Source organism: Streptomyces sp. NPDC017979, from assembly GCF_044328175.1.
In the GTDB taxonomy this organism is placed as follows: Bacteria; Actinomycetota; Actinomycetes; order Streptomycetales; family Streptomycetaceae; genus Streptomyces.
On sequence record NZ_JBIRGU010000012.1, the window covers coordinates 96,837 to 111,590 of the forward strand.

At 72.6% G+C, this 14,754-nt stretch carries 7 protein-coding genes; 6 read left to right on the top strand and 1 reads right to left on the bottom strand.

Annotated elements, in window-relative coordinates:
• Positions 1 to 123 precede the first annotated feature (123 nt).
• Both ACH4E8_RS27060 and ACH4E8_RS27065 read left to right on the top strand, forming a co-directional pair.
• Entirely contained in the window at positions 124 to 1,278 is a 1,155-nt protein-coding gene (locus ACH4E8_RS27060) for a sulfatase-like hydrolase/transferase (RefSeq protein ID WP_398452760.1), read from the top strand.
• Complete coding sequence (locus ACH4E8_RS27065; RefSeq protein ID WP_398452762.1) at positions 1,275 to 2,627, top strand: MFS transporter; 1,353 nt, start codon at positions 1,275 to 1,277, stop codon at positions 2,625 to 2,627. Before ACH4E8_RS27060 ends, ACH4E8_RS27065 begins: the two co-directional genes overlap by 4 nt.
• Here ACH4E8_RS27065 and ACH4E8_RS27070 read toward each other — a convergent pair.
• Positions 2,535 to 3,545, bottom strand: a complete 1,011-nt coding sequence (locus ACH4E8_RS27070) for a ParB N-terminal domain-containing protein (RefSeq protein ID WP_398452764.1) — start codon at positions 3,543 to 3,545, stop codon at positions 2,535 to 2,537. The genes ACH4E8_RS27065 and ACH4E8_RS27070 overlap by 93 nt on opposite strands.
• 338 nt (positions 3,546 to 3,883) lie before the next feature.
• Between ACH4E8_RS27070 and ACH4E8_RS27075 the strand changes: the two genes are divergently transcribed.
• The 4 genes from ACH4E8_RS27075 to ACH4E8_RS27090 are packed head-to-tail and all read left to right on the top strand — an operon-like array spanning position 3,884 to position 14,752.
• Complete coding sequence (locus ACH4E8_RS27075; protein ID WP_398453013.1) at positions 3,884 to 5,581, top strand: non-ribosomal peptide synthetase; 1,698 nt, start codon at positions 3,884 to 3,886, stop codon at positions 5,579 to 5,581.
• Positions 5,578 to 6,846 (top strand): FAD-dependent oxidoreductase, encoded by a 1,269-nt coding sequence (locus ACH4E8_RS27080; protein WP_398452765.1) that lies wholly within the window; start codon positions 5,578 to 5,580, stop codon positions 6,844 to 6,846. Before ACH4E8_RS27075 ends, ACH4E8_RS27080 begins: the two co-directional genes overlap by 4 nt.
• Positions 6,840 to 7,412: a DUF6875 domain-containing protein gene (locus ACH4E8_RS27085; RefSeq protein WP_398452767.1), complete on the top strand. Its 573-nt coding sequence runs from the start codon at positions 6,840 to 6,842 to the stop codon at positions 7,410 to 7,412. The genes ACH4E8_RS27080 and ACH4E8_RS27085 overlap by 7 nt, the downstream gene beginning before the upstream one ends.
• On the top strand, positions 7,409 to 14,752 hold the full coding sequence (locus ACH4E8_RS27090; RefSeq protein WP_398452770.1) for an amino acid adenylation domain-containing protein: 7,344 nt from the start codon (positions 7,409 to 7,411) through the stop codon (positions 14,750 to 14,752). Before ACH4E8_RS27085 ends, ACH4E8_RS27090 begins: the two co-directional genes overlap by 4 nt.
• The last annotated feature ends 2 nt before the right edge of the window (positions 14,753 to 14,754 follow it).

Genomic DNA, 14,754 nt, shown 5'->3' on the forward strand with positions numbered 1-14,754 from the left:
AGGGGTGGGATGCGCTGTTCAGCACGGGTGTTCATGCCGCACTGTTCATCGTTGCCGTACGCAGGGATCCCGTTGTTAGCTGCGGTGCCGCTGGCGTCGACAGAGGAATACAGAGGAATCCCGGTGACCACACAGCCGAACATCCTGTTTATCTCCCTGGATACCGTGCGCGCCGACGTGGCCTATTCGGGGAAGTACCCCGGTGTGGAGCGGCTGCGCGCGGGCGGGGTCAGCTTCACGCAGGCGATCTCGTCGTGCCCGCTGACGCCGGTCAGCCACGCCACGGTGTTCACCGGACTCCAACCGCCCCGCCACGGAGTCAGGCACCTGTTCCGCGAAGCGCTGGACAAGCGGGTGCCGACGCTGGCGGAGTGCCTGTCGGCAGCCGGGTACACGACCGGCGCGGTGGTGTCCTGCCCCGGCCTGAACCAGTGGTACGGGATCGACCGCGGGTTCGACTTCTACGACGACGAGATCCCGCTGCTGCCGGACGGCCGGGACCCGCTCTCGGTCGGCGACGTGAAGCTGCGCGGGTTGGCGCTCAAGCGCGCACCGCTGGTGGTCGAACGTGCCACCCGCTGGCTTGAGTCGTTGGACGGCGACGGCCCGTTCTTCCTGTTCGCGCACTTCTTCGACGCGCACTGGCCGTACGAGCCGCCGGAGGACGTCGGCGTCGAGGTGGCGAACCCGTACGAGGGCGAGGTCGCCTACACCGACCACTACGTCCAGCTCCTGCTGCGCCGCATCGCCGAGATGGGCCACGACGTCGAATCGATGCTGGTGGTGTGCTTCTCCGATCACGGCGAGGACCTGGCCGGGTGGTACCCCAACGACCACGCCGGCGACCTCGGCCACCCGTACGAGGAGGGCCACGGCTGCCTGCTGTTCGACGCGACCCAGCACGTGCCGCTGGTCATCAGCGGCCCCGGGGTGCCGGTGGGGACGAGCGTGGACAGCCAGGTGCGGTTGGTCGACATCATGCCGACGGTGCTCGACCTGCTCGGGCTGGACCCGCGGTCGTCGGACGGTGCCTCGCTGACCGAGTTCTTCGCGGACGGCACCGGGGCGTCCCGCGAGGCGTACTCGGAGACCTACTTCCCGCAGGAGCGGGCCGCCGCCTCCGACGACTACCCCGACCTGAAGGCGCTGCACGCGGTGCGGGCGGACGGGCGGAAGGTGATCTGGGAGGCGGACGGACGGCAGGTGTGGGCCTACGACCTCGCCGCCGATCCCAACGAACTCGGCGGGCGGGTTCTCGTGTCCGATGAGGACGCGTGACGCCAGGGACCACGGCTCCTCGTTCGGTTCGCCGGGTGCTGGTCGCGAGCACGATCGGCACCGCCATCGAGTGGTACGACTTCTACCTGTACGCGACGGCGTCCGCGCTGGTGTTCGGCCCGCTGTTCTTCCCGGGGTCGTCGACTGCCGGCGGCGTGCTCGCGTCGTTCGCCACCTACGCGGCCGGGTTCGTGGCGCGCCCGCTGGGCGGTCTGCTGTTCGGCCACTTCGGCGACCGGGTGGGCCGCAAGGCGATGATGGTGTGGACGTTGCTCGTCATGGGCATCGCCACGTTCGGCATCGGCCTGCTGCCCACCTACGAGACGGCCGGTGTCCTCGCGCCGATCCTGTTGGTGACGTTGCGCGTCGCGCAGGGCATCGGCATCGGCGGCGAGTGGGGAAGCGCGGTGCTGCTCAGCACCGAGCACGGCCCGCCCGGACGTCGGGGCTTCTTCAGCAGTTGGCCCGCGATGGGCTTCGCGGTGGCGTTGTTCGGCAGCAACCTGACCTTCGTGCTGATCTCCAAGCTGCCCGAGGAGGACTTCCTGACCTGGGGGTGGCGGCTGCCGTTCCTGGCGTCGAGCGTCCTGGTCGGCATCGGCATCTGGGTCCGGCTGGGGGTCGAGGAGACGCCGGAGTTCGTGCGCGCCCGGGCGGAGAACCGCGCCGCCCGGGTGCCGGTGGTCATGGTGCTGCGGCGGTGGCCGCGCCGCGTGGTGATCGGCATCCTCGCCTCGCTCGGCACCGGGTCGGTGATCGCGATGTTCACCGTGTTCCTGGTGGCGCACGCGGCGAAGGCCGGGCCGGAGGTGCGGTCGACCGTGCTGACCGGGTTGATCATCGCGGCCCTGGGAGAGTGCGTGACCCTACCGGTGTTCGGCGCGCTGTCCGATCGGTTCGGCCGCCGACCGGTCATGATCTTCGGCTACGCGGTCGCGGTGGTGGCGATGATCCCGGCGGGCGCCTGGCTGTCCTCGGGCGATCCGACGCTGGTCGCCCTGGTGTTCATCCCCGCGCTGGCCATCGCGCACGGCGCGATCTACGGCGGCCTGGCGGCGTTCCTGGTGGACCTGTTCCCGACCATGGTGCGGTTCTCCGCGATCGCCGTGACCTACCAGGTGGGCGTCACCATCTCCAGCTTCTTGCCGCTGGTCGCCGTCGCGATCACCGGCGACTCGTCGGCGCTGCTTCCGGTGGTCGCGCTGTTCGCGGTGGTCGAGTTGGCGGCGGCGATCGCCGTGGCGTGCGCGCCGGACTCACGCGCTGACGCTGACCTGGTCACGGATCCGGCAGGCGAGCGCCGACCAGTCAGCAGCGCAGTCCACGGCGAGATCGGCAACGACCGGTGACCAGCGCGGCGGGACGGCGGCGGCGAGGCGGTCCCACTGCGCGGCGTCGAGGGTGTTGGCGTCGAGCAGCCGCAGGAGCGCGCGCCCGATCTCGGAGCACCGCAACGACGGATCGGCGCGCAGCGAGAGCAGGAACCGGCTTCGTTCGGCGCGAGGGGTGCCGGTGGTGCCGTGGGTGCCGCTTTCACCGCCTGTGTTGTTGCCCGGTGCGTTTTCCGGTGCATTGTTTTCCGTGCGGTTTCCAGCGGAAAGACGTTGCCGCGACGGAATGGGATCCTCGCCGCGGCGCATTCTTTCCCGGACATCCCGGGCGGTGCCGACCGATATTCCGGCGATTCGGGCGATCTCCCGCAACGAAAGATCTGGATTGTTCGAAATCGCCCGGCTCGCAATCGTGCGTCCATGGGAGGCGTCGAGCGGTCGCACTTTCCCGTCGCGGCCGAGGCGGGTGTTCAACTGAGTCATTTCCCCAGTTGAACAGCGTCGGATCGCGGCCACCGTCTTGGTGGACAACCCGGCCGTCGACGCGATCAGGCGGTCCGACAGGTGCGGATGCGACGAGAGGATCCGGGCGGCGGCGGCGGTGCGGTCGGCCAGCGTCAGCGGTAAACCCTGGGTCACGTTGGCGCTCACGGCCAGCATGAACGCATCTTCCTCGGTGCCGTCGACGAAACGCACGCCGATGGTGGCGTCCCCGCGCAACTTGGCCGCGCGCAGGCGGTGCACGCCGTCTACAACCTGCATGGTCGGCCGGTGAACGAGGATTGGCGGGAGGTCGTCCGCGCACTGCGCAAGCGCGCTGACGTGGTCGGGGCTGGAGCCGGCGACCCGCACGAGACGCGTTTCGGTCACCTGGTCGACCGGCACGAACGCCGGCGGCATGTCAGTCAAACAGTCACTCAACGATGTCCCGCTCATCCGAACTCCTCCAGATGGGCCAACCCATTTCCGGGCACGACGTGGTCACGCTCGGTAGCGGGCAACTGATCAGGTCTCGGGAAGCGGCTACAAGGTACTGGTCAGGTTATGGCAAAGAACAGACCGGCGGAACAAAGTTTCCATGAGCAAGTTCTCATAATTGTCATTGCGCTCGGCGCATCGGGTATCTAGGTGTGCGCCTCGTCGATCTCGTTGACATCGATCCGCGTCATGGGACAGAGTTCCCCTCGTTCCCCTATTAGATTTCCGTGGGTCACGGAGTGTGAAACGCAGTGAACGCGCGATTAGATACGGCGAATCCCTTGCCGGCCGAGACGATGGTGGGGATGTTCCGGCGCCAGGCCGCCCGAGACCCGGAGTCGATCGCGGTCGTCGCCGCTGATGCCACCCTCACCTACGGTGAACTCGACGCCCGCGCCTCCGCGGTGGCGAACGGGCTGCGAGACCGCGGGGTCGGGCCGGACGACATCGTCGCCGTCGAGGTCCCGCGCGGCGTGGACATGGTGGTGGCCGTCGTCGCCGTGCTCGCCGCGGGAGCCGCGTACCTGCCGATCGACTCCGCCCAACCGCAGGACCGGGTGGCCGCCGTGCTCGCCGACGCCCGTCCCGCCCTGGTGCTGACGCCGGGGAAGCTGCGGGCGCTGGAGGCCGCGGCGGCGTCCGCCGCCCCGGTGGCGGAGCCCGATCCGGCGTGCGCCGCCTACGTCATCTACACGTCCGGCTCGACCGGGAAGCCCAAGGGCGTGGTCGTTCCCCACACGGGGATCGCTCATCTCGTCGCGGCGCAACGGGAACGCTTCGGTGCCCGACCCGGTGCCCGGGTGTTGCAGTACGCGTCGGTCGGCTTCGACGTGGCCGTCGCGGACCTCTGCATGACGCTGCTCACCGGGGCGACGCTCGTTCTCGCGCCCCCCGAGGGCCTTCCGCCCGGCGAGCCGTTCGCCCGGTTCGTCGCCGAGCACCGCGTCACCCATGTGTGCATGCCGCCGAGTGCGCTCGCCACCCAGCCGGACATGGCGCTGCCTTCGGTCGCCTGCCTGATCGTCGCGGGGGAGGCGCTGACCCCGGACCTCGTCGCCCGGTGGTCCGGTGGCCGCCGGATGATCAATGCCTACGGCCCGACCGAGACGACCGCGTGCGCCACCATGAGCGCGCCGCTCACCGGCGGCCCGGTGGTGCCGATCGGCACGGCGATCCCCGGCACCGAACTACGGGTGCTGGACAAGACGTGCGCCCCGGCCGGCGAGGGCGAGCTGTACATCGCCGGCGCCGGGGTCGCCCGTGGCTATCTGGGCTGCCCCGGGCCGACCGCGCAGCGTTTCGTCGCCGACCCGTGGGGTCCGCCCGGGGCGCGCATGTTCCGCACCGGCGACCTGGTCCGGCTGCTGCCGGACGGTGACCTGCTGTTCCTCGGCCGGGCCGACGACCAGGTGAAGATCCGCGGGCACCGGGTCGAACCGGCCGAGGTGGAGGCCGCCCTCGTCGCTCACCCGGCGGTGGCGCGGGCGGCGGTCGTAGCCCGCTCCGGACCGCTCGGTGCCTACCTGGTGGGGTACGTGGTGCCGCGCGAGGAGAGCGTGCCGAACCTGCGCGCGCACCTCGCCGAGCAACTGCCGGCCCACCTCGTCCCGGACACGATCGAGGTGGTCGGAGACTTCCCGTTGACCCCCAACGGAAAGCTGGACCGGGCCGCGTTCACCGAGCCCGCGCCGCGGGCGTCGGGCGCGCTCGCCGACGACCTCGCCCGGTTGTTCGCCGAGGTGCTGTCGGTGGATTCGATCGCGCCGGACGACGACTTCTTCGCCCTCGGCGGCACCTCGCTCATGGCCACCGCGCTGGTCAGCCGGATCCGGGTCGAACTGGCCGTGGACGTGTCCGTGGCCGCCGTGTTCGACGCCTCCACACCCGCCGATCTCACTCAAGCCCTGTCCGCGATGGACGCGATGGATGAGATGGACACGGTGACCTCGGTGGATGCGGTGGCCTCGGTGGACTCGGACAGGGGCCGGACATGAACGTCGTCATCGTCGGAGCGGGTATGGCCGGAACCATGCTGGCGATCCGGCTGGCCCGCCGCGGCCACGGGGTGGACGTCGTGGAGCGGCGCGGCGACCCGCGCGCCACGAACGGCCCGGACGCCGCGTCGATCAGCATCGGACTGTCCGAACGCGGGCGGGCGGCCCTGCGCGACATCGGCCTCCTGGACCGGGCCCTGGCCCAAGCGGTCCCCATGCGCGGGCGGATCGTCCACCACGGCGGCCGGGTCACCTACCAGCCCTACGGTGCGAACGACACCGAGGTGCTGCACTCGGTCCGCCGCCACGACCTCAACATAGCCCTGCTCGACGCCGCCGAATCGATTCCCCAGGTGCGGCTGTGGTTCGAGCACCGCGTCACCGGCCTGGCCGGTACCGAGGTGCGGACCCCGGCCCGGACGTTCCCGGCGGATCTCGTCGTGGGTGCGGACGGCGCGTACTCGACCGTGCGTGCGCACCTGCACCGCCGGGTGCGCGCCGAGTTCCACCAGACGCACCTGGACTGGGGCTACCGGGAGTTCACCATCCCGGCCGTCGAGCGACCGGATGCGTTGCACGTGTGGCCGAGCAAGAGGGGACTGGTGGTGGCACACCCCAACCCGGACGGATCGCTCACCGGCACCGTGTTCCTGCCCTTCGACGGCGACACCGGATTCTCGGGGCTGCGCGACCCGGCGCGGGCCGGGGCGTTCCTGGCCGAGGAGTTCGGCGACCTGACCGATCTGGTGCCGGACCTGGTCACGCAGTTCCTCGCGCACGAGCCGGGCAGCCTGGTGTCGGTGCGCACCGCACCCTGGCAGCACGACCGCGTCGTCCTCGTCGGCGACGCCGCGCACGCCGTGTTCCCCTTCTACGGGCAGGGGATGAACGCCGCGTTCGAGGACTGCGCGGTGCTCGACGACTGTCTCGCCGAGCACGCCCCGAACGAGGCGCTCGCCGCGTTCGAGGCCCGCCGCCGCCCGCACACCGACGTGCTCGCCGAACTGTCCGAGCGCAACTTCGTGGAGCTGCGCGACCGGGTGCGGTCACCGGTGTTCCTGGCCCGCAAACAGATCGACTTCACGCTCGGCCGCCTGTTACCGGGGTGGCGGACGTTGTACGCGATGATCAGCCACAGCAGCCTCCCGTACGGCGACGCGCTCGCCCGGGCCCGCCGCCAGGACCGCCTCCTCGGTGGACTCGCCGGGCTCGGCGGAGTCGCGTTGCTCGCTGCGGCGCGGCGGAAGCGGAGCGGGAGATGCTGAGCCACCCGACGGGTGACGTCGCACTGTTCGAGCCGGACCACCCGGACCTGCCTCCCGCCGCCGAAGTGGTGCTGGAGTGGGCGCGGTCCTACCTGTGCCGACCCCACCCCGATCTGGGGCGGAGCGGCGACGTCTGCCCGTACACGGCGGTCTCGCTGGAACGGGGCGCGCTCTTCATCGCCGTGCACCCCGGCCGGCCGGACCTGCGGGCGGTGATGACCGCCTACCGCGACTGGTTCCCCGACCTGCCGCCGCGTGAGGGGCCGCAGGCCAGATACCGGACGGTCCTGGTGGTGCTGCCGGACGTCGCCACCGGGGAGATCGACCGCACCCAGCAGGAGCTGAAGCACGGGTTCGTGGAACGCGGCCTGATGATCGGTGAGTTCCACCCGGGGCCGCCGCCCGCGACCGGTCTGTGGAACGCGGACTTCCGGCCGATGCGCAGCCCGCTGCCGTTGCTGGCGGTGCGACACATGGTCGCCGCGGACACGCCTTTCCTGCGGGCCGACCCGGAGCACCTGGCGGCGTACCGGCGCCGGTTCGGAGATCGGGGAGCGCACCGATGACGGATCCGCTCCCGCCCGGGGCCCGGCGACTGTGGTTCCTTGAGGCGTTCGCCGACGGCGCACCCCTGCACAACAATCCGGCGGTGTTCCGGTTGGCCGGCCCCGTGTCGGTGGACGCGCTCCAGCGCGCGGCGGATCTGGTGGTGGCCCGGCACCCGGTGCTGCGAACCACTTTCGACGAGGTCGACGGCGCGCCGGTCGGACGGGTGGGGCCGGTGGGCGCCGCGGACGTCGTGGTGCGCACGGTGCCGGACGCAGACGCCGCGGCGTTCGCGGCGCAGGCCGCACGGGAGCCGTTCGACCTGCGTACCGGGCCGCTCTTCCGGATACGTCTGGGCCGGATCACGCCGACCGACCACGTGCTGGTGATCAACACGCATCATGCGGTCGTCGACGGTACGTCACTGTCGGTGCTGTGCACGGAGATCAGCGCCCTGTACGCCGACCCGGCCCGGCCACTGCCGGATCCCGGAGCGCCGCCGGACGTCATCGACCAGGACCCGTCCCGTCGGGTGTCCGATCTGGACGGCGTGCCGGACCTGCTCACCCTGCCCACCGACCGGCCCCGCCCGAGGATGCGCGCCTTCCGGGGTGAGTTGCGCCGCCACGCCGTACCCGAGGGGCTCACCGCGCGGGTCGACGCGCTCGCCCGTGCCACGCGCGCCACCCGGTTCGTCGTGCTACAGGCTGCCTACGCCGCCACGTTGGGCACGACGGCGGGTCAGGACGACGTGGTGGTCGCCACCCTGGTGTCCGGGCGGCCGGGGCCGGAGTTCGCCGGCGTCGTCGGAATGTTCGTGAACCCGGTGCCGTTGCGGGTGGGGATCGGCGGCGATCCGACGTTCCGCGAACTGGTGGCCGGGGCCCGCCGCGCGGTCGCGGCGGGACTGGGCGGCGCGGCAGTCCCGTTCGACCGGATCGTCGAGGCGGTCGGCGCCTCCCGCGACCCGAGCCACGCGCCGCTGTGCCAGGCGCACCTCGTGATGCAGGAACCACCCGAGGTGGCGTTCCCCGGCGTGCGGGTGGACCGGATGCCGCCGGACACGGGCACGGCCGACGTCGACCTCACCTTGATGGTGGAGTCCGGCGCCGCGGAGATGGCGGTGGTCACCGAGCACGACACGGACCTGTTCGACGGCGCGACGGTCGACGGTTTCGCCGGCCGGCTGCTGGCCCTGCTGGACCGTGCGTGCGCCGACCCCGATCGCCGGTTGTCGGCGTTGACGGCAGCAGGGTCTTCGGTGGTGGCTGCGTCGCCGGCCAGGGCTCCGGTGCCGTCGACCGTACTGGACCTGATCCGGTTCGATGCGGACGGCCCGGCGGTGGGGGAGTTGTCCTACGCCGAGTTGGAGCGCCGTTCGGCGGCGCTGGCCTCGGTGCTGCGGGCGAAGGGCGCCGGGCCGGAGGCGTGGGTCGCGGTGGACCTGCCGCGCGGCACGGACCTGGTGGTGGCCGTCCTCGGGATCTGGCGGGCGGGCGCGGTGTACGTGCCGGTGGAACCGTTGTGGCCGGAGCCCAGGCGCCGGGCCGTCACGGAGGCCGCCCGCGTCGTGCTGACCGAGATCCCGGACCTGCCGGAGGAGTTCGACCGCGTCGATCCCGACATCACCCCCGAGTCACTGGCGTACGTGTTCCACACCTCCGGGTCGACCGGCCGCCCGAAGGCGGTGGGGGTGCCGCACCGCGCGGTGGCCGGGATGCTGGCACGGTCGACGGCGTTGGTGGGGCTGGGCGCCGGGGACGTGGTGGCGGCCATGATCTCGCCGGCGTTCGACATCTCGGTGTGGGAACTGGTGGGGCCGCTGACGGTGGGCGCCCGGGTGGTGGCGGTACCGCCGGAGACCGTCGTGGACGGTCCCGCGCTGGCGCGGCTTCTGAAGGCCGAGGGGGTGACGGCCGTCCAGGTCACCCCGTCGGTGTGGGCGGTGCTGGTGGCGGCCGAGGGCGTGCCGGAGTGCGTGCGGGTCCGGGTGTCGATCGGGGAGGTGCTGACGCCGGAGCTGGCCGGGTCGCTGGGCGGGGCCGAGCTGTGGAACGCGTACGGCCCGACCGAGACGACGATCTGGTCGACCGCCGAGCGGGTGCATCAAGGCAGCCGGTTCGGCATCGGCGATCCGCTCGACGGCGCGGCCGTGTACCTGCTGAACGCGGGCCTGCGACCGGTCGACGACGACGTGGTCGGCGAGGTGTACCTGGGTGGCTTCCCGCTGGCGCGCGGCTATCTCGGCGCGCCGGGCCGGTCGGCGACGAGGTTCGTCGCCGACCCGTTCTCGCCGGTCCCCGGCGCGCGCATGTATGCGACGGGCGACCTGGCGCGGCGCCGGCCGGGCGGTCTCGTGGAGTTCGTCGGGCGGGTGGACGCGCAGCTCAAGGTGCGTGGCCACCGGGTGGAACCGGCCGAGGTGGAGGCGGCGCTGCGGGCGGACCCGGAGGTCTCAGACGCCCGGGTGGCCGGTGACGGCGACCGCTTGGTGGCCTACGTGATCCCGGCCGCCGGGCGGCCCCGCTGGCCGAGGGTGCGGGAGCGGCTGAGCCGTGTCCTGCCCGCCTATCTGGTGCCGTCGGCGATGGTGTCCGTGGACGCGTTCCCGTTGACCAGCTCCGGAAAGCTGAACGTACGCGCTCTGCCCCCACCGGCCGAGGACGTCGCCGCTCCTGATCCCCACCCGGGTCTGGAGACCACGATCGCGGAGATCTTCGCGCTCCTGCTGGCCCGCCCGGTGAACCGCGACGACGACTTCTTCCTGTCCGGCGGCCATTCCCTGGCGGCAGTGAAGGCCGTCGCCACGATCCGGGCGTCGGTCGGTGCGGAGGTGACGATCAGGACCCTGTTCGCCAACCCCACCGTCGCCGCCCTGGCCGCCGCGATCGACGCGGGCCGGGCCCGTCCCGACGATGTGGGTCAGGGCCGTCCCGACGACGCGGGCCGGGGCCTTCCCGACGCTCCGAAGATCCCGGACACCCCAGACGTCGCGGAGCCGGTGTCCGCTCCACCAGGACGGCTGTCCGGCCCGCAGCACGGACTGTGGATCATCCACGAGGCGGGTCAGGACGACGGTGCCTACGTCGTGCACGCCGCTTTCCGGTTGGCGGGCGCGCTCGACGAAGCGGACCTGCGCGCCAGGTTCGCCCGCACCCTGGCCGCCCATCCGGCCCTGCGTTCGGCGGTCGTCGTCCATGACGACACCCCGCAGTTGTGCGCGGCGCCCTACACGGACGAGTTGTTGGCGAGGGCCTGGCGCACCACCGACCTGAGCGCTCACGCGGACCCCTGGCCGGAGGCCGAACGCCTGGCCGCCCGGGACGCCGACCACCCCTTCGACCTGACCCGGCGCCCGTTGGTGCGCGCGCATCTGATCAGGACCGGCCCCACGACCCACCTCCTGACGATCACCGCTCACCACATCATCTGCGACGACACGTCAATATCGACCCTGCTGACGGCCCTGGCCACCGCGGATCAGGTCGCCACGCCCGTGTCCGATGCCCCGAACGTCCAGGGGCGGAGGGCCACGCTCAGCACGGCGACGGGTGCACCGGGAGTACCGGTCCCCGCGCCGGCAGCCGTGGGTCCACGGCAACGAACCACCGAATTCTGGGCCGAAGCGCTCCGCGACGCCCCGCCCGTCTCCGGACCCTCGCCGGACCACCCGTACGGCACGACCCCGACCCCCGTGTCGGGCGGATCGCCGCACCCGGAATCCGACCAGGACCCGGCTCACCCCCGCCGCGCGGGCGCCGTCCCCGGCGCCACCCACCGGTTCACCGTCCCGGCCGGGCTCACCCGCCGCTTCGCCACCTGGTGCCGGGGCGAGCGGGCCACCACCTTCGCCGGTCTCCTCGCCGTCTTCGCCATCGTCTCCGCCACCCGGGACGGTGGTGACGACCTCGTCGTCGGCGCCCCGGTCAGCACCCGACCGGCCGGGTGGGACGACGCGATCGGCATGTTCGTCACGACCCTCCCGCTCCGGCTCCGCACGAACCGTCGCGCCACCCCCCGCGACCTGCTCGCCGACGCCACCGGGGTGGTGGCCGACGCGATGGACCACGCCGACATCTCCCTGGCCGAGATCCTCAGCACGGTCCCCACCACACGGGAGGACCACCCCCTGTTCCGGACGATGCTGGTCCTCAACCGCGAGACGGCCCCCGTCACCTTCCCCGGCCTGACCACCACCCCGCTGCCGATCGACCGCGCCACCAGCCGTTTCGACCTCACCCTCCACATCAGGGAACGCGAGGGCGACTGGCCCGCCCTCATCGACTACCGCACCGACCGCTTCGAGGCGGACACGATCACCAGGATCGCCGACCAAGTGCTGGCGGTCATGGCGGCCGTGGCCCGCCACCCCGGCGTCCCGCTGGCCCACCTCGACCTGTTGTCCCCGGCCGACAGCGCCCTCCACACCGCCCTCGACACCCGGCCCGAGCCAACGACCCCCGGTGGACCGGACACGCCGTCCACCCCGGCCGTCCACCCCCGACCGGCCGCCACGACCGTCGTTGACCTGATCGCCGCCCGCACCGCCCGCACCCCCGACGCCACCGCCGTCCTCGACCTCGCCGCCGCCCCCCTCACCTACCGCGACCTGGACCGCAGATCCTCAGCCGTCGCCCGCCACCTGCGCGAGGCCGGCATCCGGAGTGAGGACCCGGTCGCGATCACCATCCCGTCCAGCGCCGACGCGATCGTCGCGATCCTCGGCGTGCTCAAGGCGGGCGGGTGCTTCGTCCCCGTCGACCCCGCCCAGCCGGCCTCCCGCCAACACGCCCTGATCGCCGCCAGCGGTGCGAAGACCGTCCTGACCCGCGACTCCCTGGCCGCCACCGGCCACCACGAACCCACGCCCATCCACCCCTCCCAACTCGCCTACGTCGTCCACACCTCCGGCTCCACCGGCGAACCCAAGGGCGTCGAAGTGCAGCACGACACCCTCCTCAACCTCACCACCGCGTTCATCGCCGAACACGGCCTCACCGCCGCGCACCGCCTCCTCATGGTCCCGCCCCCGCACTTCGACGCCGCGTTCGGCGACATCTTCCCGGTCCTCGCGGCCGGGGCCACCCTGGTCATCCACCCCGACCCGGGCGGCCTCACCGGAGCGGACGTCCTCGGGCTCTGCGTCGAGCACCGGCTGTCCGCGGTGGACACGGCGGCTCCCCTCTGGCAGCGCTGGGTGGCCGATCTCGCCGGGGAACGCCTCCCGTTGGAGATGATGATGGTCGGCGGCGACGTCGTCCCGGCGGCGACCGTCCGCGCGTGGGCGAAGCACGGCATTCCCCTCTACAACCACTACGGGCCGACGGAAGCCACCGTCTGCGCGACCAGCCATCGCACCGTCGACGGTGCCGAGCACCCCACCCGACTGCCGATCGGCCGCCCGCTGCCGAACGTCCGCGTCCACCTCCTCGACCGGGCTCTGCGCCGGGTGCCCGTCGGCGTGATCGGTGAGGTCTACATCGGCGGGACGGCGCCCGCCCGGGGGTACCGGGGAAACCCCGCCGCGACCGCCGCGGCGTTCTTCGCCGACCCGTACGGCGCCCGCCCCGGCGCCCGGATGTACCGGACCGGTGACCTCGCCCGGCTGAACCCGCACGGCACGCTCGAATTCGTCGGCCGGGCCGACGACCAGGTCAAGATCCGCGGCAACCGGGTGGAGCCGGGGGAGGTTGCGGCCGTGCTCGCCGCGCACCCGGCCGTCACGGAGGCCGTGGTGGTGGCCAGGGGCGACCGCCTCATCGGCTACGTCGGCGCCCCGGCTTCGACCGCACCCACCCGGAACGCGCCAGGTCCGACCGTCCCCGACCCGTCGGTCGCCGTCCCGGACGTTCCCGGCCTGCGCGCCTTCTGCGCCGCCCGGCTGCCCGCGCACCTCGTGCCGGACGCCGTCGTCGTCCTCGACGCCCTTCCCACCCAGAGCACTGGCAAGGTCGACAACTCCGCCCTCCCCGAACCCCCCACCGACCTCACGGTCCCGGCGGATCCGCCTCGGACCGCCACCGAGCGAGCCGTCGCCGCCATCTGGGCCACCGTGCTCGACCGGCCCGACGTGGGCCGCACCGCGGACTTCTTCGCCATCGGCGGGCACTCGCTCATCGCCGCCCACGTCCTCGCCGCCGTCCGCGACCGCCTCGGCGTCACGGTGCCTATGCGCACCCTGTTCACCGCCCCCACCGTGGCGGCGTTCGCGGCAGCCGTCGATGACGGCGCCTCGGCGGACCTGCCCACGGTCGACCGGCTGCGCGCCGACGCCGTCCCCCCACCCGACATCCGGCTCCGCGCCGTCCACCCACCCGCCGTCCCCCCGGCCGGCGCGCCGCGCCGAATCCTGCTCACCGGCGCCACCGGCTTCCTCGGCCGCCACCTCCTCGACCAACTCCTGGCCCGGACCGACGCCCGGATCCACTGCCTCGTCCGCCAGGGCTCGATCGATCGGCTGCCGGTCAACGACCGCGTGATCCCGGTCCCCGGCGACCTGTCCGCACCCGGCCTCGGTCTGTCCACGGAGGACCACGACACCCTCACGACCGTGGACGCGATCTACCACAACGCCGCCGTGCCGCACTTCGCCGCGCCCTACCACGCCCTCAAAGCCGCCCACGTCGACGCCACCGCCGCGATCCTGCGCCTGGCCGGCGACAGCAACGCCCCGCTGCACCTGATCTCCACCCTCGGCGTCTTCCTCGGGGACGCCTACGACGACCGCGTCGTCACCGAGACCGACGCTCCCACCGACCCGAGCGGTCTCACCAGCGGCTACGACCTCAGCAAATGGGTGGCCGACGCCATGGCCACCGCCGCCCGCGGCCACGGCCTGCCCGTCTCGATCCACCGCATCGCGGCCATCGTCGGCGACACCGCCACCGGCGCCGCCGACCCGCGCTCCGCGTTCAGCCGCTGGCTCACCGGGTGCATCGCCGCGGGCGCCGTGCCGGACACCGCCGAGGTGCTGGACATGGTGCCCGTGGACACGGTGGCCGCGGCGATCGTCGCGCTCTCACAGACCCCGGACACCCTCGGCCGGGACCACCACTACCACGGCGACGGCGGCCTCACCCGTGCCGCCCTCGCCACCGCCCTCACCTCGGCCGGTCACCCGACCGAGGTGGTGCCGTACCACCGATGGCGGGAGCGGATGCTCGCCGACCCGGCCGGGCCCTTCGCCCCGCTCGCCTTCTCCCTGCCCGAACGCCCCCGCCCGCACCCGCGGTTCGACTGCTCCCGCACCTGGGCCGCCGCGGCCGGGGCGGGGGTGGGGTTCCCCCCGGCCGACGAGCGAATGTTGCGCAGGCACCTGGACTTCCTCACCGGTGCCGGCGCGCTTTCCGGAAGTGGATGACC